This window comes from Paenibacillus sp. Marseille-Q7038 (genome assembly GCF_965111595.1).
On sequence record NZ_CBCOOM010000002.1, the window covers coordinates 836,779 to 858,724 of the forward strand.

Below are 21,946 nucleotides of genomic sequence, written 5' to 3' on the forward strand. Positions count from 1 at the left end.
GGGGCTGAATCTATTAGATACTGCAAAACAAGATGGGAGAGTCGCTTTTCTATGGAAACAAACCGAATGCAAACGGGGAAACAACAGAAGGATAGCAGGAAGAAGAAATGGTTTATTATTACGATCGCAGGCGTTCTGTGGGTTACTCCGGTTCTTGGATCGAGTGGAGTCTGGAATATGGGACTTCCTATAACGAGTATAGCGCAAGCAGCAGTGAGTACAACAAAGCTATCGGAAGAGATGATCACGTCCGGTGCTAAAATGATAAATTATCAGTTCACCATAACACGCTCAAATGTCAAAACAAACATTCTTGCGAATGTCATTGAGGTGGATCTGAATAATCCATATGTGAAACTTGATGTGATGACAGGCAAGGGAGGTACATTTAATAGTAAGCAAAGTACAGGTGGTATGGTAAAGGAAACAGGGGCCGTAGCAGGTGTGAACGGTGATTATTTTAATGTGAGCGGCGAACTTGTACCGATCGGTGGTCAGATTGCAAGTGGTGCCCTGATGTCTACCCCTTCCGAGCTAACCGGGATGTATGCGATGACGGTAAGCAAAGAGGGTAAGCCGATGATAGATGAATACAGCTTTGAAGGTTCTGTCCAGGCATCTAGTGGAGTTACTTATCCTTTACGGGGTATGAATAAGGAAGATTATTATCTGGAATCAGGAAGTGTTAAATACAGCCATGCCAATTCGATATACATATATACCTCGGCATGGACTTCGCCTAAGCGCCCTAACGACCCTTCTACAACCCCGACCGAAGTGCTTGTACAGAATGGTGTTGTCAAAGAAATATCTGACAAGAGTGCGTTAAGCACATCGATTCCGGCAGATGGTTATATTTTACGTGCTCATGGCAAAGCGGCAGATTGGTTGGTTGCGAACCTTACGGTAGGACAGGCAGTGCATACGGATTACAAGTTAGTAGCGAAGACGACGGGTCAAAAAGTGAATCCTGATACGCTGCAAATGATGATCGGTGGACACACAATTCTAGTGAACAGCGGGAAAGCAACTTCCTTCTCCCGTGATACATCAAGCATCGGAGGTTACCGAGCACGGACGGCTGTAGGTTATTCGAAGGATGGTCGGTATGCTTATCTGATCGCTGTACAAGATAATCGTGCAAGTAGCGGTATGTCCTTAAAAGAAATGCAATCCTTTATGACCAGTATCGGGATATGGAAAGGGATGAACCTCGATGGTGGGGGCTCTACTACTATGATTACAAGACCGCTTGGAATGACGGCTACCGGTCTTGCGTTTCCAACAGAATATGGGACTGAACAGCGTGCTGTTGTAAGTGGCCTTGGTGTATACTCTCTCGCTCCCGCAGGGAAGTTAAAGGGGCTTGCCATCAGTGGTTCTTCTTCTCTTCTTGTAGGTCAGGAGGCAGAGTACAGCCTGAAAGGTTATGACACGTACTACAACCCTTACGATGTGGGGACATCTTCTGTTACTTGGAAATCAAGTAATGGGAAGGTAATCAGCACAAGCGGCGGGAAGATCAAAGCAGTGGGCGGCGGCACAGCTACACTTACAGCGGTAAGTGGATCAGCGAACAGTAAGATTAAAGTGACGGTAGTAGGCGGAAGCAATCTGACTGCACTGAAAGCCGGTTCGGGTACGGGCTCATTACAAGCAGGAACCAGCATCGATATCCCGGTGACGGCAACGACGAAAGATGGACAAACCGTTTCGCTTAGCGCGGATGCACTGAAATGGGAGTTTATTGGCTTTAAAGGCAGTGTGAAGGGTGATAAATTAACCGTTTCTTCTATTAATACAGGGGCAACTGTCGGTTATGCGATTGGTCGTTATGATGGATTTAGTACCGTAGTCGTTCTGTCTGCAGCAGGAGAAAGTATATGGGAAGATTTTGAGAATGTAAGTTATGGAGTTCAGTTTACAACGAACGCAGCAGGCGTAACGGGAACAGCGGGAGTAGTGAGTGGAACCGGGGAAAAAGCAGGTTCCAAAGTGCTTCAGCTCAGCTATGATATGACCGGCGGAAGTGGTAAAATGTATGCTTACGCTCAGCTGAATGGGACATCCGGCAAAACGATTGATTCTGCAGCCACTGCTTTATCGGTAGATGTTCTTGGAGATCACAGCCTGAACTGGCTGCGGGCAGAACTTACCGATGCGAAGGGGAAAACAGTGTATGTGGATCTGGCAAGAAATATAGACTGGTCGGGATGGAAGAAGCTGAATGTGGACTTAAGTAGTTCGGATATCTCATATCCGGCCAAATTAAAACGGGTTTATGTTGTGAATTTGGATGAAGGACAGGACGAGCGAGCCATGACAGGAACCGTTGCATTTGATAATATAGCATTTACAATGCCATCTCTATCAAGTGAGGCTGGTCTGCCTGAGGGAGTCGCCAAGCTTGTTTTAGGACAAAAATCGATGTTATTTAACGGTCAAAAGAGAACCATTGATGCAGCGCCCGTACTGAAAAATAATGCTACCTACATTCCTATTAAGCATGTGCTTGATGTGTTTGGGGGACAGGCAACCTGGGATAGTAAAAACCAGCGAGTGACCATTCTACGCGGTGGTAAATTAATAGATCTGACGGTTGGCCAGAAAGAATTTGTAATCAATGGGCAACGTCAAAACGCGAGTGTGGCACCTTATATATCAGGTGGTAGGACTTTAGTCCCTCTAAGACTTGTTTCTGAACAGCTTGGACTGACTGTAAAATGGGAACAGAAAACGAAGACCGTCACCATCGACTCGTGATATGGTATGATATATCCTGGAAACGTTAGGAATGGAGTCGAAAATACGTGGACTTTCAAGCAGATGCTCTCGATCGCGTTATAAAAAACGCCATGCAGGTCATGGAAAGTAGTAAATATCAAATTTTTGAAATCATGGACTCGTCTCGTACCGAGCTTAAAGCACTTAATCAGGAAGTACAATCTATCCTGAAAGAGACGGCCGAAACGATAGAAAAGGTAGATCAACTGGAACTCAATTTCCGCAGGTCTCGAATCCGACTGACCGAAGTCAGCCGAGATTTTGTCCGATTCTCTGAACATGATATCAAGCAAGCCTATGAAAAGGCTACGCAGTTGCAGCTGGATTTGATGATTTACAGAGAAAAAGAAATGTACCTCAAAGCACGCCGTGATGATTTGCAAAAACGTGCGCGCAGTATCGAGGCATCTGTAGAAAGAGCCGAGACAATTGGTTCTCAGATGAATGTTGTTATGGAATATCTGTCTGGTGAATTGGGTCAGGTGACACGGATTATTGAGTCCGCTAAAAACAGACAAATGATTGGTCTCAAGATCATCTTGGCCCAGGAGGAAGAGCGGAAAAGAATCGCTCGTGAAATTCACGATGGACCCGCACAAATGCTTGCTAACCTAGTGCTTAGGACGGAAATTGTAGAAAGAATGCTGGCTAAGCAGGATTTTAAGATGGTACAGGCCGAAATAGTAGATTTGAAAAAACAAGTTCGTTCTAGCCTTGGGGAAATGCGAAAAGTAATTTTCAATTTACGTCCAATGGCCCTAGATGACCTGGGCTTAATTCCCACACTTCGTAAATACGTGCAGGATTTTGAGGAAAAAACCAAAATTCGTTCACTGTTTGAAACTAGAGGGAAAGAACACCGTTTGTCTTCCGCTATGGAGGCAGCGATTTATCGATTAGTGCAAGAAGGTTTGTCGAATGCAGCCAAGCATGCTTATCCCACTTATGTGGTCGTCGAGATTACTTTTCAGGCTCAGCTGGTCAAGATCGTCGTGCAGGATAACGGTCTTGGATTTAAACCAGAGAAATTAGAAGAGAGAAGTAAGGATCACTCTCATTTTGGGTTAATAGGGATGCGAGAAAGGGTAGAACTGCTCGAAGGCCGAATGGAGATTGAATCAGGAGAAAATCAAGGCACTAAGATCGTGATTCATATCCCGACAAACGTGGAGAAGGGAAAGGAGTAACAGGATGGAAAACCAGAACATGAATAAGGCAGATATCAAAGTATTACTAGCTGACGACCATCAGCTGTTTCGTGAAGGATTGAAACGCATACTGAACATGGAGGACGATATTGAGGTCATCGGCGAATGCGGCGATGGAATCCAGGTACTTGAATTCTGTAATCAGATCAAGCCGGATATCGTTCTTATGGACATCAACATGCCGATTGAAAACGGTGTGGAAGCGACAGAAAAGCTGAGAGAGATGTTCCCAGATGTGAAAGTTATTATTTTGTCTATTCATGATGATGAAAGTTATGTGTTTGAAACGCTTCGTAAAGGAGCAAATGGATATTTGCTGAAGGATATGGAGGCAGAGTCTCTGATCAACGCAATTCGTTCCGTGCACGAAGGGTACGCATTTATTCATCCAAAAGTTACAGGGAAACTGATTATGCAGCTTCGCCGTATGACTTATCTGAATGAAACAGGTGCGATGAATGATGGCGGCGTAAAAGAAGCAGGCGTGAAGTTTGTTGCTGGAGATAATAATCCACTGACACGTCGTGAAGCAGAAGTGCTCCGTTTAATGGCAGAAGGTAAGAGCAACAAAATGATCGGCGAATTCTTGTTCATCAGTGAGAAAACCGTGAAGAACCATGTGAGTAGCATTTTACAGAAGATGGAAGTTGATGACCGGACGCAAGCCGTAATTAATTCCATTAAATATGGTTGGGTCACTCTATAACGTAGGATCAACTTTAGCATGAGAAGAAAATAGGGGTGTAACTTTTCGGGGGAAATGCTGGAGTGAGAACGTACAAGCTATCGTAAGCAGCCTTTTGCCGCCCCATAGGCATACATATGGCGCAAGTCGGCTTCTTGTAATGAAGTATAAATATGACTAGAGTTTGTGATATTCGGAGTTTTTTGATGCGAATCAGCAGCTAAATAAATAAACTTTTATAAACGTTCATTGTGTCAACGTCCCTATTTACGGCATATATTGTCGTAAAGGGAGGTGCAGTCGCCATGATCGAACATTTGTTATGGATTGCGCTTGTTTATGGCCTATCTGCTGCAACCGTACGTTTTGTTTATCGAAGGCTGCAATCAAATCAGAAACAAGCCGAGCAAACGCGTTATGTTTTGATTACAAGTAACCATGGATTTATACTGGAGTGGATTATCCGAGCACTATCTTTAGATGCATCTTTGCGAGGGAAAACCCATCAAGTTACCGTAGTGGATTATGACTCAAGCGATGAAACGATGCTTTTGCTAAATCGGCTGTTCGACATGGCTGGAATCGAACTAGATATCATTGCTGGCGACGAATCCTTGTCTTATGTTAACGTAAGCGGTATACAGGAATGGGAAGATATGAAATATATCGATCTTCGTCAAGAAGGCACGCTTCAAGGAATTCCATTCGTAAGCAAACTGTAGATATATTATAAAACGAATGAGCTTCGAAAAAGTTGCGGTATTGTCATTAATATTGTATATATAGAACTTATATGGTACTTTTTTCTATATTTTTATTAAGTATGAAGCACATACTTCGGTAGATTACCGAGGTATGTGCTTTTTTGCGTTATTTAGGGGGGGAAGGATTTGAGAGTAGCTGTATATTTGGCAAGGGAAGAAGAAGGATATCATACAAAATCAGATGAGCTGAATTTATATATATCGATCTGCCCTGAAGCCGACCAGTTATGGTGGGAAGCTAGAAGGCGGAAGACTAAGGAATCTTGGTCCATGATCTGGATTTCATCCAAGATGCCTTTTTCTTGGGCATGTCATCTGAGAGAGAATTTCCGCAAGCAGAATGTAGTGATTAGAGGAAAGACATCAATTGAGGGGTGGAGAAGATGGACGGAGTCCATTTTACAAGAGAAGGTATCGCAGGAACCTGGTAAGGATGGCATGAAGTTACTTCGTGATTGCTTAGATATTAAAATGGTGCGGCTTAGGGGAACCGATCAAGCAGAAGAGGCGATTCATTCAATTTATAATGATGCAGTAGAGGCCGCCGAGCAGCTGGCAGGCAGACAGCTGCTCCTCCCGGAAGCGGAAGCATTGCTAGCGGAGAACGTTCCGAGTATGCAAACTGAATATAAAGCTGCAGTACAGCTTGCGTATTTGTCGGGACGGATTGCTTATGAAGCAGCTGTAGCTGAACAGTCGCTAGATAAGAAGCGGCGTGGTTTGGGACAGTGGCTTCTTGGCAGGCGCGTGCAACTGCACTGCCGGCGCTGTGGTAGTGTCGCTGCCGAGCAAAGTCCGTGCGCGGCATGCGGTAGTTCGGCATGCGCCTACTGCGAGGCTTGCCTCGCGCTCGGGCGCAGCCGGGCTTGTGCTATGCTGCTGCGAGGGGCAGCGTCCCCGGCCGTAAAGGAGGATGCGGCCGGGAGTTTCCCCACCGTGGCAGACAGCCGGTGGGGACTTAGCCCAGCGCAAAGCGCAGCCACAGGCGCGGCGCTTGCGTACTTGGCGGAGCAGAGCCATGCCAGCTCCGCTGCGGCCAAAGGCCGGTTCTTGCTATGGGCCGTAACCGGCGCTGGCAAGACCGAGATGACCTTCCCGCTGCTGGATGCCATCCTCGCAAGCGGAGGGAGCGTGCTTGTAGCCACACCGCGGCGCGATGTGGTGCTGGAGCTCGCTCCCCGGGTGGCCCGCGCGTTTCCTGAGGTGACACGCGCCACCCTCTATGGCGGAAGCAGCGACCGCTGGCGGCGAGGAGAGCTTACGCTCGCCACAACGCACCAGCTGCTTCGCTTCCGCCACGCTTTTGACCTGGTCATCATCGATGAGCTCGATGCCTTCCCATACCACAACGATCCCATGCTCGCTTATGCAGCGGAAGCATGTTGTAAGCCGGGCGGCAGCTTTATTTATTTATCTGCCACCCCGCCAAGGGAACTGCAAAAGCAAGCAGCGAGCGGCAAGCTTGCCCATGCGAGAGTGCCGGTTCGTTTTCACCGGCATCCTCTGCCCGTACCGCTGATGCTCCAAGTTCCTTCTGTCCAGCAGTTATTGAAGCAACATAAGTTGCCTGCGGAATTACTCAGAAGACTCACGTTATCCATAGAGCGAGGTGCGCAAGTTTTTATGTTTGTCACACGGATCGCTCAGATTGATGCCTTATTACATTTGCTAAAACGCACGTTACCTGATCTAAGAATCGAAGGAACATCGTCTGAGGATCCATTACGTGCAGAGAAAGTCATGGCTTTTCGGGATCGGACTATTCGTTTACTCGTCACAACTACGATTCTCGAGCGCGGAGTCACTGTACCCAAAAGTGATGTGTATATTCTCGATGCGAACAACCGGCTTTTCGATGCAGCTTCTCTTGTACAGATGGCAGGACGAGCAGGGAGGTCGAAAGATGATCCTGATGGAAACGTCGTTTTTGCCGCACCCGAGCGCAGTCTCGGTCAGAAAGAAGCCGTAAAGCAAATCAAACGCATGAATACGATCGCAAGACGCCAAGGGTATTTGGTGGGAAAGGAGTCTGCAGATGATTAGTTTTGAGTGGGTACGATCCTTTTTGCATGGGCTGGCTGCGCCGCCGGGACAGATCTGCGTTGCATGTGGTAACCGGGGCGCTTTATCCACCACACTCCCTGGGTTATGCCCACGCTGTGTTTCTAGTATTCCTTGGATTCGAAGCATACGCTGCAATCGCTGCGGTAGAGCGATCGGCTGCCCAGACTGTGCAAGAGCTGAGAACCTCCGCCGTTCTTTTGAGATGAACCGAAGTGCGGTAAGGTATGATGCTCTCATGCGAGAGTGGCTGGCGGTATATAAATATCGGGGCAAAGAGCGGATGGCTCCACTTCTTGGTACCATGCTGGGTACAGCTTACCGTGCTTTGCAGCGTGAGATGACGCTTTCTCCTCATATGATATGGGAGGCACAGGCGGTCACGTTTGTTCCGGTGAGTGAGGAGCGGTATGTAGAGCGGGGGTTTAATCAAGCGGAAAGACTTGCTGAAGTACTTTGTCATGAGGTGCATCTTCCGGTCATTCCAATGCTGATGCGTATACAGCACACGGAGAAACAAAGTTATAAGTCTCGTAAAGAGCGGGTAGAATCAATGCGAAACATTTTCTCTGTTCACGAGGATGCTACTTTTTATATTAAGAAAGTACTGATGAATCAACCACACAACGAAAAGCATCAACCAATTCACCTAATTCTAGTAGATGATGTTTATACAACGGGCAGTACACTCGAAGCATGCAGCCAGGCGATTAAGCGTTGGGGTGAGTTGCATGGCATCCATTTTAAAATTTATACGCTCACTTGGGCGAGATCCTAGTAATCATAGTAAGATTTTGGTAGCGTTTCTCCGATATAGAGATATACTAGTCCAATCATTGTGTGAGAATAAGCAGATCAGTGCTCTATTTTTCACAGTTATGCAAGCACCACTTTCCACTGTTTCTCATAACTACCAAAGATGACAAGGCTAAATATCGTAGGTATAATGAGAAAAAGCACTCGGAAATGATCTACTTGAAGGAGGCTGAAGAGGATGAATGTAGGTAACTGTCCTCACTGCGGCAAGCTTTACGCTCTTAACGTAATGGGCTGTTGTCCAACTTGTCTCAGAGAAATCGAACAGCAATATGTTGACTGTGTCGAATATTTACGTAAACAGAGGGGCGCCAACGTCCAAGAGCTGTCCGACGAGACAGGTGTATCGATTAAGCAGATCACACGTTTCATTAAGGAAGGCCGGATCTCTGTAGTGGATGCGCCTAATCTTATGTTACCTTGTGAAGTTTGCGGTACTTTCATTCGTGAAGGACATATGTGCGAAAGCTGTCGTTCGCGTTTGACCAAGGATTTGAGCAGTGCAGCCCGGGAGGTTAGTCAGGGGGAAGGACGTTCTCTAGGAGCAGGTGCCTATCGTGCAATCGACAAAACAGGACGTTCCTAGGAGACAGGTCTTAATTCGTTATAACACTATAAACAATGTTTCAACCTCTACCGATAACTTTAGTAAAGATTATCGGTTTTTTTATTTTAGATGACTAGATGATACAATAGATCATTCCGATATAAGGGAAAGGGCAGGTGCTTCGTATATGAAAATTAATGAATCCGGACGCATAGGAGCAATTCATTCTTATTCCAAAAACATAGAGTCTGCTCAGCAGACCGAAGGAAAGAAAACAAACCGCAAGGATGAGATTACGATCTCTCCAGAGGCAATGGAAATGCTTCAAAAACAAGAACAAGTCAATAATAGCGAACGCACACAGCGTATTCAGGAACTGAAACAACAAGTTGCTTCAGGGACCTATAGAGTCGATACAGATAAGCTTGCCGAGAAAATGATGCCGTATTTTAAATCAAGTTCCGAGAAGTAGGAGAGAGTTATGTCCCTAAATCAATTAATTGATGCCATGTATGAACTTGAGATAACGCATCGTGAGATGCTTCGTACAGCGGAAGTGAAAAAAGAATCCATTATTAAGAACGATACGGATACTTTAATCCGTTTGTTAAACCAAGAGTCAGTCATATTGAAGCGTATTCAAAGTCAGGAAGCAATGAAAAATGAAGCGATCGTCTCCTTTTTACTCGAGCGTGGAATTAAGTCTAAATTGAATCTGACCATCACTGAAATCTCTCGTCTCGTGTTTGATGTAGAGGATAAGGAAAGATTACAACAAGCTCAGATGGCGCTAAGCACAACCTTATTGCAACTTAAAGAAATGAATGAATTGAATCAAAAATTGTTGGAGCAGTCACTCGCATTTATTGATTATTCATTGGATGTGCTGATTGATAAGCCAACACAGGAGCCGGTGTACAAACATCCAGATCAACGCCAGGGAGCGGTAGGTCAATTCGGATATTTCGACTCACGAGCTTAAGTTAGGAGGAGTAACACGATGGTTTCCACTTTTCATTCAATAGAGACTGCGAAGCGTAGTTTGTTTACACAATCGGCAGCGCTCAATACAACAGGACATAACATATCCAATGTCAATACGGAGGGTTACACGAGACAAACGGTGAAAATGACCGCTTCTTCTCCCATGGATCCGCTTGCTTACTTAAGATCTACTAACCCGGGCCAATTAGGTTCGGGGGTGGAGTTCTCCGCCATTGAACGAATCCGTCAGGGGTTCCTCGATAGTCAGTTCCGCAGCGAGAGTTCCAGTCTCGGTAATTGGGAGATTCAATATGAAACGCTAGATAAAATTCAGGGAATCATGACCGAACCTTCCGATACTGGTCTACAGACCGTATTAGATAATTTCTGGTCCTCCTGGTCTGATCTAAGTAAAGATCCGGAGAACCTCACAGCCCGTAATATTGTAAAAGAATCAGCACTTGCTCTAACGGATGCTATGAATCTTATGAGTAAACAGCTTGATGGATTAAATCAGGATCTTACAGCGAATATCGGTGTTAAGGCACAAGAGATGCAAACGTATCTTACGTCTATTGGCGATTTGAATAACACGATTTCAAGGATAGAAGCTTTGGGCGATAACGCAAATGATCTTCGTGATCAGCGTGATCTCCTTACCGATAAGTTATCCAGAATTGCGAACGTAACCGTGACGGAAAATGAACAAGGCTACAACATTTCCATTGGTGGACAGAATTTGGTGAATGGCACGGCAGTTACAGAAGTGACCAGTGCTCTCCTTACGGATGCTTATGCAGCGGGGGATCTTACGGGCGGCGAAGTGTATGGAATGGTCGTTTCGAGAGACAGCTTTGTAACCAGTTTTCAGAATGATCTCAATCAACTGGCAAATACCATTGCGAATGGCGATGTTACGATTAATTTACCTGCAGGTTCCTCAGTGCGGGAAGGTACGGTAGCAGACCAAGATACCGTGATTACGGTTAATGGTGCGGAGTCTACCGTTTTGGCAGGACAAGCTTTTCCAGCGGGAGCTGTCCTCAAGAATGAGACGCCTTTAACGGTGAAGGGCCTCAACGGACTTCATAGTCTTGGATTTTCCTTAGATGGTTCTGCAAGTGCGGGAATTCCTTTTTTCACAGGTGCAGATGGCGGAACGATTACAGCAGGTAACATTACGCTTAATAAAGAGATTCAACTCGATCCCAATAAGATTGCTTCTTCTTTACGACTTGATGCTTCGGGTAATGCGGTGAAAGGGAATAATACCCTTGCTTCACTCATGGGAAGTCTGAAAGGCATTTCCTTTACTACACCAGATGGAACAGATAAGACAACACTTAATGATTTATATAAATCGATGGTTGGAGAACTTGGGGTTCAGACACAAGAGGCATATCGTAAAATGACGAACTCTACCTCTTTGGTAACCCAGGTGGAGAACTCCCGGCAATCCGTCAGCGGAGTTTCGCTGGATGAAGAGATGAGCAACATGATTAAGTTCCAGCATGCTTATAGCGCAGCTGCTAGATTTATGACGACGTTTGATGAGCTATTAGAGAAATTAATTAATGGAACCGGGACTGTAGGAAGATAAGGTAGGCAGGAGGGTAATACGATGATCCGAGTAACCTCGAATATGATGAGTAACCAGCTCATGATGAACATTAACCGTAACGCGAAGCAGTTGAATGATACGCAGATTCAAATGTCCACGGGAATGAAGATTAATAAGCCTTCAGATGACCCAGTAGGTATTACATATGCATTACGATACCGTACGGAACTCAATTCAAATGCGGAATATCAGAGCAATGTAGATTCGGCTATTTCCTGGCTGGATTATTCGGATACCGTTGTATCACAGACCAATGAAGTTTTGCAGAGAATGCGAGAACTAACGGTTACTGCATCAAGCGGGACCAACCCACAAAGTGCACTGGACAGTATTCGTCTTGAAGTGAATCAGCTGAAAGAACAGTTCATCGATATCGGCAATAGCCAGCTTAATGGGAAATATGTCTTTAACGGTGAGAGTTATAATCAGAAGCCATACGATTTCGCAAAAAATGCTGAGAATGTATCAATTACTACCGGATTCACACAAGACATGATTGATACCGGAAATGTGAATTATGCTGTCGGCAGCGGGATACAGTTAGCTATTAATGTGAGCGGTAATGATGTTATGGGTTCCGCAGATGATACGGACAATGTATTTGCCATAGCAGATCGTTTGAGTAAAGCACTTGAAGATGGAGATTTTGATGCGATCTCTGCTGAACTGACTCAAATGGACACTCGTGTAGAGAAATTAACGGCTGCACAGGCGGGTATCGGTGCAAAGATGAACAGGATTGAACTAATGCAAAACAGACTTGGTGATATGGAATATAATTTAACGAGTCTGCAAGCCAAAATAGAAGATGCGAATTACGCAGAGCTTGCTGTTCAATCACAGATTCAAGAAAATATCTATAATGCAACGTTATCTGTTGGTGCGAAAATCATCTCTTCTTCCTTAGTAGACTTTCTAAGATAAGCAAGACAAGAGGGGGTACTTACCATGAGCACAATCCCTATGTTGCAGATCAGGCAACAGAATGGACGCATTGGCATTGATGCAGATTTAGGGCAGTATTCCATAAGACAAACCAAGGCGGATCTTCAGATCAAGAGTAACCCAGCTACGATTCGCATTGATCAGCATCAGCCTGAACTCAGTATAGATCAATCCCGTGCGCAAGCTGCAATTACGGGAGGGCCCCTGTTGGAGATGACAAGTAGGTTATACTCAAATGTAAAACAAATCTATCTCGAGGGAATTGCCAAGCGGGTAGAGCAAGGAAATCGAATGGCGGAGTTCTTCAAGCCAGGTAACACGATTGCTGAGGTATATGGGAAAGAGCAGGCTCTTCCGACCCTAGGGGAGCATAGAGGCGAAGCCTCCATAGATAATGTAGATATACACTTTAATGTTAGAAAGACGGACATTGAGATCGAAAGAGGTTCCGTAGATATCGATGTAAAAGTAAACAAACCCGAGATTGACTATCAGCGGGGCAAGCTGCAGATCTATATGATGCAGTATCCGTCCATCCAATTTATTCCCCCTGAAATAGATCAGACGGTGTAACATAGAAGCTATAGAGAGGCGATCGCCAAATCTGTAGCTTTTTTTATATAGAATAATAGACTCACAAGCATAAAGGAGAGATTACATTGATCATTGAAACCGCCTCTTGGGGCAGTATGGAAGTAGAGGACGATCAGATATTTCATTTTAATAGAGGAATTCCGGGATTTGAAGAGGAGAAGGAGTTTGCCATTCTTCCTTACGAGAATAGTCCATTTAGTATGATGCAGTCGCTAAGTGAGCCAAGTCTATCCTTTCTCTTAGCAGATCCGTTTTTATTTGAGCCGAGTTATGAATTTGAAATTGCGGATCACGAGACAATGGAACTGGGGATTAAAGAGAAGGTGCTCGTACGCTGTATCGTAACCCTTCAAGCATCGATTGAGGAATCAAGTATCAATTTATTAGCACCGATTGTCTTGAATCCAGATAATACGGAGGCGAAACAGATCGTGTTGCAACAATCCGGTTACCAGACACGGCATGCCATCAAGGAATTATCTGCAGCTAGAACCCTTTTTGAAAAGGATGGTGAATAAAGATGCTAGTACTATCCAGGAAAAAGGGAGAATCCATCGTTATCGATGATCATATTGAGATTACCGTGCTCGGTGTTGAAGGAGAGACGGTCCGAATTGGCATTTCCGCGCCGGCGGAAGTCGACATTTTTCGGAAAGAGGTTCATCTCGCGATACAGGAAGCGAACAAACAATCTGCCGCTTCAACGAAGGATCATATTGAGGCTTTAATGGCGAAATATCAACAGTCAGTAAAAAATGAAAAATAATAGAAAAACTTTTTGTGTTTGCTATAAATATTGAAGTGATTATGGTCGATATATGTTGTAGGCGCTGAAGGCAAGGGCGGCCGACCTTTCGCCTGAGGCGTTCCACAAGGACGTGGATATCAACTTATTTCAGGGAGGAAATTATAACATGATTATCAATCACAATATTGCGGCAATAAATACTTCTCGTTCACTGAACTCTGCTTCAGGTGCTCAAAGCAAATCTATGGAGAAACTATCTTCTGGTCTTCGCATCAACCGTGCTGGTGATGACGCTGCGGGCCTTGCAATCTCCGAAAAAATGCGCGGACAAATCCGTGGTCTGGATCAAGCTTCTCGTAATGCTCAAGACGGTATCTCTTTGATTCAAACTGCTGAGGGTGCACTTAGCGAAACACATTCAATTTTGCAACGTATGCGTGAATTGTCTGTTCAATCTTCTACTGATACGAATACAGACACCGACCGTGGAGAATTACAAAAAGAATTTACACAACTAGCAAAAGAAATTACACGTATCTCTTCTACAACAGAATTTAATACTCAAAAGTTACTAGACGGTTCAGATGTTGATGGTAAGACGTTCCAAATAGGTGCGAATGCTGGTCAAAGTATAACCCTTCAAGTTGGAGCAATGGATGCCACCACTTTAGGTGTTGCAACCGGTACAGATGAAGCAAGTACAGTGGGTATTGGTATATCAAGTCAAACTGACGCTGATGATGCGATTACTTTAGTAAATACCGCTATTCAAACGGTTTCTGCTGAGCGTTCTAAACTAGGTGCTACTCAAAACCGTCTAGAGCATACAATTAACAACTTAGGAACATCTTCCGAAAACCTGACTGCAGCTGAATCCCGTGTACGCGATGTAGACATGGCGAAGGAAATGGTTGAGCAAACGAAGAATTCTATTCTTTCTCAAGCAGCTCAAGCAATGCTTGCACAAGCTAACCAACAACCACAAGCAGTACTTCAACTGCTTCGTTAATCTATAATTTATAATTCTAACTAGCCATCTTTTGTGATGGCTAGTTTTTTTATGTATAAAGCACTGATTCTTTAGTGCTAAATTCAGAATTGTACCTTCAATGGAGTATGGAAGCTACCGATATAAATAGTACATAGCACAGATTGAAGGTTGGAGGGTTCTGCTAAATGAATATCCAGTTCTCTTTATCAGGTAATAATGTTCAGACAAGCGTTTCAAATCAAGGGAATCATCAATCTAATTTAAATAAAGAGAGTCAATCAGTACCAGAAGATGGAACGACACATCCTGCTAATCAGTTTCAACAAGAGAAATTAGAGAAAGTGTTCAAGGCAATAGCAGGCCCAGAAACAATTCTAGATATTAATGTCCATGAGAAGACTCACCAGATCATGGTCAAAGTACTAGATAAAGAAACCGGTAAAGTTATACGGGAAGTTCCTCCAGAAAAGTTAGTGGACCTTGTGGCAACGATGATAGAATCGACAGGAATCATAGTAGATAAAAAAATGTGAATCAAAGAGGAGGCATAAACTTGAGAATCAGTGGACTAGCTTCAGGAATCGATACAGATTCATTAGTAAAAGATTTAATGACAGCTGCGAGAACTCCGTTGAATACACTGAATCAGAAGAAGCAACTTGTAGAGTGGCAACGAGAGTCCTATCGTGAAGTGAATAGTAAACTCGTAGATTTTCGTAATAACAAACTAAGTAATTACCGATTAGCCCAAACGATGAATACCCAATCAGCAGTCGTCTCAGGTAATACCAATGCAGTGGCCGCAGTAGCTAAAAACAATGCCAATGGTATTTCGATGTCAGTAGTTGTAGAACAGCTTGCAACTAAAAGTGGTATGGAGGGTCAACTGAAAACATCTCAAGGGGTAGCTGATTCCAAAACTACACTTGGCTCATTACAATCTGGGAATTCATCAAGTACATTTATGATCGAGATTAACGATCAAGAATATGAATTTAAAAGTACAGATACAATTGCTTCAGTAGTAAGTAAAATTAACAACAATAAAGATGCTAAAGCAACCGCTATTTTTGATGAAGTGACAGGTATGTTATCCATTACAGCTAATGAGTATGGAGGCAATGTTAATATTGGAGAAACTTCTACTTTAACGAGCTTGTTTCAAAACAAAAATACAATCAACTCTAAGCCTGCAATTGTGCAGATCAATGGTGTGAGCAAAGAATACAACTCAAACACAGTTGAAGTAAACGGAGTACAGTTGACGTTTAATGAGCTTTCAAAGGACTCAACTGGTTCAATTAATCCAACTGTGATCAAAACAGAAGTAGACAGCACTAAAGTAGTAGACACAGTAAAGGCATTTGTACAGCAATATAATGACTTGCTTAGTTTACTAAATACAAAAACTTCAGAAGAAAAATATCGTACCTATAAACCTTTAACCTCTGAACAAAAGGATGCAATGAGTGAAGACGATATTGAAAAGTGGACGGAAAAGGCCAAAAGTGGAATGCTTAAAAATGATGAGATTCTAAAATCTACAGTCTCGTCGATGAGGAGTGTAATTACCGAATATTTAGGAAGTGCTTCTTCCATTAGTTTAGGAAGCTTGGGAATTATAACGGGAAGCTACAGTGAAGGAGGGAAACTCTATCTGGATGAATCAAAGCTGAAAGAGGCGGTACTTTCAAACCCAGAAGGAGTTTTAGAACTATTTCAAGGTTCAGCTGTTGATTCTACCAACAAAGGCTTATTCGATAAGTTGTATGATAAACTTGGGGATTCAATGGATAAACTTGCGACTAAAGCGGGTACATCTAAATATTCTGCAGATTTAACCGTAGCTTTTAGCACGAACAGCACGATGTATACTACTTTGAAAGATTATGATAAGCGGATTTCAGCTATGACGACAAAACTCAATAATCTGGAAGAACGTTACTATAATCAGTTTACTGCAATGGAAAAGGCGCTAAGTCAATTGAATAATCAGTCTAATAGTTTAGCAAGCCTATTTAATACAGGCAGTTAATGACTAAAAGGAGATAAATAACTAATGACTATTTCACCGTATAATAGTTATCGAAATTCTGCGGTTCAGACAGCTTCCCCAGTGAAATTGTTGATTATGCTTTATGATGGAGCTATTCGTTTTATTAATGCAGGAATTGAAGGTATCGATACTGTTGACTATCAGAAAGCGAATACTAATCTAGGCAAGGCGCAATCTATTATTAGTGAGCTTAGTGCTACACTGGATCGTTCGATGCCAATTTCAAACAATCTGGAAGCGATCTATGAGTATATTACACATCTGCTGACGCAATCGAATATCAATAAAGATGATACTCCTGCAAAGGAAGCACTTGGTTACTTACAAGATTTAAGAGCAACTTGGGAGCAGGCAAGCAGGATGAGTGCAGTTAGTGGAAATTAGTATGGGTGAACTTATAAATTCTTTGGAGCAATTAACCTATAATATGGTTCAGGAACTGGAAGTAAGCGATTATAGAGAACTATCGGCGTTTGTCGAACAGCGTCAATTCCTTGTGGATGCAATTACTGAGCGATCCCACACCAATGCCTTAAGTCATCAGGATATAGAACGTTTGAGAGAAGTAGTAAAAGCCGATCAATTAATCGAGAAGAGAATGACGTCACTTAAGCAAGAGGCAAGTGATTGGCTTAACCAACGGCAAAACTCAAAGGTGCAGCGTGGCGCATATGAGAATAGATTCTATGGGGATAGTATTTTGATGGATTATAAGAAATGAAAATAAAAGTTTTGGAGGGCGACTTCCGAAGCTTTTATTTATCATGTACATGAGGAAAGTTACAGGAATTAAGTACTTTAGAGGGTGGATTACATCTTATTATCATAGTTCTTTAGGTATAGGGTTAACTTTTATCGAAAATCAATCTAATTTAAGAACGATTTTCCCTGTCGAATTATTAACATTCATATGTTATATATTTGCAGGTAATCATTTTCTTTTCCAATTGACAATGGATAAGTTTGGATGTTATAGTCTGAATTGTGAGCTAGGCTCACTTCATTTGATGACGAAGGGAATGTTCGTGCATGCAAGGTAAAGTTAAATGGTTTAACGCAGAAAAAGGTTATGGTTTTATCGAAACTGAGGATGGCGGCGATGTATTCGTACACTTTTCCGCAATTCAATCCGAAGGATTCAAAACTTTGGAAGAAGGTCAATCCGTAGAATTCGAGATCGTTGAAGGCGCGCGTGGACCACAAGCAGCTAACGTAACCAAATTATAATCATCCGGCATTGTCCGACCTACATATACGGTTAGATGGTTAACAATTGTATAGTAGTTAGCGTCAAACCTTGAGACTTCGGTCTCGAGGTTTTTTTATGCTTTCTTATGAAGAATTAACTCTAGTATTAACCCAATGTAATCCTTTTCAAACGGACTTAATAAAATTGTCACATCTCTTTTTGTATAAACAAAGAAACCGCTTTATTTTTTTACTTTGCCATAACATTCATGCTATAATCGAGGTGTAAAGGAAAAGGAGGACTGCCCTATGAATTTGAGTATTCGAGGACAACAAATCGAGGTTACTGATGCTTTGAAAGATTACGTAGATAAGAAGCTGAATAAACTGGAAAAGTATTTCGACGAACCTCTTACCTCTGATGGCAATGTTACACTAAGCGTCAATCGAGGCCTGCACACGGTAGAGGTAACGATACCAATGAAAGGTCTTGTACTTCGCGCAGAAGATGAAAGCAATGATATGTATGGCTCCATCGATGCAGTAGTAGACAAGCTTGAACGTCAGATACGCAAGCACAAAACAAAGATCAATCGTAAATTCCGCCAAGAGGGCAACTTGAAGACTCTCTTTGCTGAAAATGTTCCTGCAAGTACATCTCCTACAACGGATGATGAACTGGATTTGGAAAATGATGATTTTGAAGTGGTACGTACGAAACGTTTCTTACTTAAACCGATGGATGTTGAAGAAGCAATCTTGCAGATGAACATGATCGGCCATAATTTCTTCGTATTCTCCAACATTGAGAATAATGAAGTGAACGTCGTTTATAAACGTAAAGACGGCAAATATGGTTTAATTGAGAAAGAATAGGACCCTTCCATTGTGACGAAGGATATCTGATATTTTCTTTATGAATCACTGAAGTGTTGAATGAGAATATTATTATATGATGATAGTGAAGGGCCTCCATTCTGCGGAAAGGAGGTCCTTTTTGATTACCAATAATTGCATACAGATCTAGCGAAACTTATTAGGTAGGACCTGCGTCTAATATATACACGGGGTGAGAGTCCGACTTTTGCCATAAAACCCATCAGTTCGATGGTAAATCAAGTAAAATAAAGGGTTCTCCGTGTTGCGACAGTCTTTACAAACTGTTACAATTTAGGCAAAACCATTTTTCAATTGAAGCCCGAGTTTGGGTTTAATTCATAATGGATATGTTTCTATATATATATGAAATTAAAAACGTCAGCTTGTGCATGTAAGAACTGGTAATGTATTTCACATTGGAGTTTTCTAACACTACCCTTAGTATGCCGAGCTTGATTATATTATCTGTTTGCACGAAAGGGGTTAACCATGCTAGGACTAGTGAAGAAGATCTTCGGCGACACCAATGAGCGTGATGTCAAACGTCTGATGAAGACGGTCGATGTAATTAACAAGATGGAGCCGGAATTTACCGCGCTTTCCGACGCTCAGCTGCAAGGTAAAACGGAGGAATTCCGTTCTCGTATTGAAAAGGGAGCTACGCTCGACGATCTATTGCCTGAAGCTTTTGCAACGGTGCGTGAAGCATCTAAACGTGTCCTGAACAAACGTCACTATGATGTACAGCTGATCGGTGGTATTGCCCTTCATGAAGGCCGTATTGCAGAGATGAAGACCGGTGAAGGTAAGACCCTTGTAGGTACCCTTCCTGTTTATCTGAATGCATTATTAGGTAAAGGGGTCCATGTAGTTACTGTCAACGATTATCTTGCTCAGCGGGATAGCCAGGAGATGGGACAGATCTATGAATTCCTCGGCATGAGCGTTGGGATTAACATGAACGGTATGGATCATGCGGCAAAACAGGCAGCTTATGCTTGCGATATTACGTACGGTACGAACAATGAATTCGGATTTGATTATCTCCGCGATAACATGGTCCTCTATAAAGAGCAAATGGTACAGCGCCCGCTTTACTACTGTATTATTGATGAAGTGGACTCGATCTTGGTCGATGAGGCTCGTACACCGTTAATCATTTCAGGACAAGCTCAAAAATCTACAGAACTTTATTTTGCAGCAGATCGTTTTGTGAAACGACTGGTCGCAGAAGAAGATTACACGGTAGATATTAAAGTGAAATCCGTTGCTCTTACCGAAGCAGGGGTTGCTAAAGCGGAACGTGCTTTTGGTATTGAGAACTTGTATGACCAAGCAAATGTGACACTGAATCACCATGTCGTACAGGCCCTCAAAGCGAATGTGATCATGCGCCGTGACGTGGATTATGTAGTAACAGATGATGAAGTTGTCATCGTTGATGAATTTACCGGACGCCTTATGGCCGGACGTCGTTATAGTGATGGTCTTCACCAAGCGATTGAAGCAAAAGAGGCAATTGAGGTTCAGAACGAGAGCATGACACTTGCTACGATTACATTCCAGAACTATTTCCGGATGTATAAGAAGTTAGCAGGTATGACAGGTACGGCGAAGACAGAGGAAGAAGAGTTCAAGAAAATTTATGGGCTTGAAGTACTCCAAGTACCAACCAACCGTCCAAATCAGCGTGATGATATGGCGGATATTGTGTATAAGAGTGTGGAAGGTAAGTTCAAAGCAGTTGTGAATGAGATCGTAGAACGTCATGCGAAGAACCAACCTGTACTCGTAGGTACGATTTCAATTGAGAACTCTGAACTCCTCTCCGAAATGCTCAAACGCAAAGGCGTGAAGCATCAGGTACTGAATGCGAAGTATCATGCAGAAGAAGCACAGATCATCTCCGGTGCTGGCCAAGCAGGTGCAGTTACGATTGCAACCAATATGGCTGGACGGGGTACAGATATTATTTTGGGTGATGGCGTAGCTGATTTAGGCGGCCTTCATATTATTGGTACCGAACGTCACGAATCCCGCCGGATCGATAACCAGCTGCGCGGTCGTGCAGGACGTCAAGGTGACCCAGGCTCCACACAGTTCTATCTCTCTCTTGGAGATGAGCTGATGAAGCGTTTTGGTGCAGATAATGTACTGAACATGATGGAGCGCCTTGGTTTTGAAGAAGATCAACCGATTGAAAGTAAAATGATTACGCGTGCTGTAGAATCTGCTCAAAAACGAGTAGAGGGCAATAACTTTGATATGCGTAAAGTCGTACTCCAATACGATGATGTCATGAATCAGCAGCGTGAAGTTATTTATAAACAGCGCCGTGAAGTCCTGGAGTCCGATAACATCAAAACCATTGTTATGGAAATGATTCGCGGAACTATTCAGCGTAATGTGGAAGCACACTGTGTAGATGACATTCCTGAGAACTGGGAACTGCAAGAAGTGGCAGACTATATCAACAGTAAAATGCTTGAAGAAGGCGCCATTACACGTGATGATCTGTGGGGCAAAGAAGTCGGAGAGATTGTCGAATTCATTTTCGCTAAAGTTCAGAAGAAATATGACGAGCGAGAAGAACGAATCGGGGAAGATATGGTTCGTGAATTCGAGAAAGTTATCGTGCTTCGTTCTGTGGACAGCAAATGGATGGATCACATCGACGCGATGGATCAACTTCGTCAAGGGATTCACCTTAGAGCATATGGCGGTACCGATCCGCTTCGCGAATATCAGTTTGAAGGTTTTGCGATGTTCCATGAGATGATCTCCGCCATTCAGGAAGAAGTTGCGACCTATGTGATGAGAGCTCAAATCGAGAGCAACCAAGAACGTCAAGCTGTTGTGGACGAGAACCAAATATCCACAAGCGGTGAACCTGCAGAGAAACGTCCTGTAAAAGTGGATGACCAGATCGGACGTAACGATCCTTGTCCTTGCGGCAGCGGTAAGAAGTACAAACAATGCCATGGACAAAATTAATCATCCAGCCATACAATAATATAAACATCTAACAACTATACAGCTCCTTGGAGCTTGCCAAGAAAAGATGGCAGGCTCTGA

The 21,946-nt window shown here is 43.3% G+C and carries 22 protein-coding genes; all 22 read left to right on the forward strand.

Annotation, left to right across the window (positions count from 1 at the left end; all coding sequences use genetic code 11):
• Window positions 1-51: 51 nt before the first annotated feature.
• Complete coding sequence (locus ACWPWY_RS20995) at window positions 52-2,763, forward strand: stalk domain-containing protein (protein WP_454193529.1); 2,712 nt, start codon at window positions 52-54, stop codon at window positions 2,761-2,763.
• 47 nt (window positions 2,764-2,810) lie between these two features.
• Window positions 2,811-3,971, forward strand: coding sequence for a sensor histidine kinase (locus ACWPWY_RS21000; RefSeq protein WP_191800518.1), 1,161 nt, complete (start codon window positions 2,811-2,813; stop codon window positions 3,969-3,971).
• A gap of 4 nt (window positions 3,972-3,975) precedes the next feature.
• Window positions 3,976-4,698 (forward strand): response regulator, encoded by a 723-nt coding sequence (locus ACWPWY_RS21005; RefSeq protein ID WP_454193530.1) that lies wholly within the window; start codon window positions 3,976-3,978, stop codon window positions 4,696-4,698.
• A gap of 284 nt (window positions 4,699-4,982) precedes the next feature.
• On the forward strand, window positions 4,983-5,399 hold the full coding sequence (locus ACWPWY_RS21010; protein WP_454193531.1) for a hypothetical protein: 417 nt from the start codon (window positions 4,983-4,985) through the stop codon (window positions 5,397-5,399).
• 168 nt (window positions 5,400-5,567) lie between these two features.
• Entirely contained in the window at window positions 5,568-7,484 is a 1,917-nt protein-coding gene (locus ACWPWY_RS21015; protein ID WP_454193532.1) for a DEAD/DEAH box helicase, read from the forward strand.
• Complete coding sequence (locus ACWPWY_RS21020; RefSeq protein WP_454193533.1) at window positions 7,477-8,280, forward strand: ComF family protein; 804 nt, start codon at window positions 7,477-7,479, stop codon at window positions 8,278-8,280. Before ACWPWY_RS21015 ends, ACWPWY_RS21020 begins: the two co-directional genes overlap by 8 nt.
• A gap of 216 nt (window positions 8,281-8,496) precedes the next feature.
• Entirely contained in the window at window positions 8,497-8,904 is a 408-nt protein-coding gene (locus ACWPWY_RS21025) for a flagellar protein (protein WP_454193534.1), read from the forward strand.
• A gap of 148 nt (window positions 8,905-9,052) precedes the next feature.
• The gene (flgM, locus tag ACWPWY_RS21030) at window positions 9,053-9,337 is read left to right on the forward strand and encodes a flagellar biosynthesis anti-sigma factor FlgM (RefSeq protein ID WP_454193535.1); all 285 of its coding nucleotides are present in this window, start codon (window positions 9,053-9,055) and stop codon (window positions 9,335-9,337) included.
• A gap of 9 nt (window positions 9,338-9,346) precedes the next feature.
• On the forward strand, window positions 9,347-9,847 hold the full coding sequence (locus tag ACWPWY_RS21035) for a flagellar protein FlgN (RefSeq protein WP_454193536.1): 501 nt from the start codon (window positions 9,347-9,349) through the stop codon (window positions 9,845-9,847).
• Window positions 9,848-9,865: 18 nt separating this feature from the next.
• Complete coding sequence (gene flgK / locus ACWPWY_RS21040; RefSeq protein WP_454193537.1) at window positions 9,866-11,449, forward strand: flagellar hook-associated protein FlgK; 1,584 nt, start codon at window positions 9,866-9,868, stop codon at window positions 11,447-11,449.
• 21 nt (window positions 11,450-11,470) lie between these two features.
• Complete coding sequence (gene flgL, locus ACWPWY_RS21045; protein WP_454193538.1) at window positions 11,471-12,394, forward strand: flagellar hook-associated protein FlgL; 924 nt, start codon at window positions 11,471-11,473, stop codon at window positions 12,392-12,394.
• Window positions 12,395-12,418: 24 nt separating this feature from the next.
• On the forward strand, window positions 12,419-12,988 hold the full coding sequence (locus ACWPWY_RS21050; protein WP_454193539.1) for a DUF6470 family protein: 570 nt from the start codon (window positions 12,419-12,421) through the stop codon (window positions 12,986-12,988).
• 86 nt (window positions 12,989-13,074) lie between these two features.
• Window positions 13,075-13,527 carry a flagellar assembly protein FliW gene (gene fliW / locus ACWPWY_RS21055; protein ID WP_454193540.1) on the forward strand — a complete coding sequence of 151 codons (453 nt, stop codon included), beginning with the start codon at window positions 13,075-13,077 and terminating at the stop codon, window positions 13,525-13,527.
• Window positions 13,528-13,529: 2 nt separating this feature from the next.
• Window positions 13,530-13,775: a carbon storage regulator CsrA gene (gene csrA / locus ACWPWY_RS21060; RefSeq protein ID WP_454193541.1), complete on the forward strand. Its 246-nt coding sequence runs from the start codon at window positions 13,530-13,532 to the stop codon at window positions 13,773-13,775.
• Window positions 13,776-13,923: 148 nt separating this feature from the next.
• Window positions 13,924-14,766, forward strand: a complete 843-nt coding sequence (gene hag, locus ACWPWY_RS21065; RefSeq protein ID WP_454193542.1) for a flagellin Hag — start codon at window positions 13,924-13,926, stop codon at window positions 14,764-14,766.
• A gap of 167 nt (window positions 14,767-14,933) precedes the next feature.
• Entirely contained in the window at window positions 14,934-15,281 is a 348-nt protein-coding gene (locus tag ACWPWY_RS21070) for a flagellar protein FlaG (RefSeq protein ID WP_454193543.1), read from the forward strand.
• 20 nt (window positions 15,282-15,301) lie between these two features.
• The gene (fliD, locus tag ACWPWY_RS21075) at window positions 15,302-16,783 is read left to right on the forward strand and encodes a flagellar filament capping protein FliD (RefSeq protein ID WP_454193544.1); all 1,482 of its coding nucleotides are present in this window, start codon (window positions 15,302-15,304) and stop codon (window positions 16,781-16,783) included.
• A 24-nt stretch (window positions 16,784-16,807) separates the two neighbouring features.
• Window positions 16,808-17,188 carry a flagellar export chaperone FliS gene (gene fliS / locus ACWPWY_RS21080; protein ID WP_454193545.1) on the forward strand — a complete coding sequence of 127 codons (381 nt, stop codon included), beginning with the start codon at window positions 16,808-16,810 and terminating at the stop codon, window positions 17,186-17,188.
• 22 nt (window positions 17,189-17,210) lie between these two features.
• Window positions 17,211-17,525 carry a hypothetical protein gene (locus tag ACWPWY_RS21085; RefSeq protein ID WP_454193546.1) on the forward strand — a complete coding sequence of 105 codons (315 nt, stop codon included), beginning with the start codon at window positions 17,211-17,213 and terminating at the stop codon, window positions 17,523-17,525.
• A 308-nt stretch (window positions 17,526-17,833) separates the two neighbouring features.
• Window positions 17,834-18,031: a cold shock domain-containing protein gene (locus ACWPWY_RS21090; protein ID WP_191800476.1), complete on the forward strand. Its 198-nt coding sequence runs from the start codon at window positions 17,834-17,836 to the stop codon at window positions 18,029-18,031.
• A gap of 270 nt (window positions 18,032-18,301) precedes the next feature.
• On the forward strand, window positions 18,302-18,868 hold the full coding sequence (hpf, locus tag ACWPWY_RS21095; RefSeq protein WP_454193547.1) for a ribosome hibernation-promoting factor, HPF/YfiA family: 567 nt from the start codon (window positions 18,302-18,304) through the stop codon (window positions 18,866-18,868).
• A gap of 492 nt (window positions 18,869-19,360) precedes the next feature.
• Window positions 19,361-21,865: a preprotein translocase subunit SecA gene (secA, locus tag ACWPWY_RS21100; RefSeq protein WP_454193548.1), complete on the forward strand. Its 2,505-nt coding sequence runs from the start codon at window positions 19,361-19,363 to the stop codon at window positions 21,863-21,865.
• Window positions 21,866-21,946: the final 81 nt, after the last annotated feature.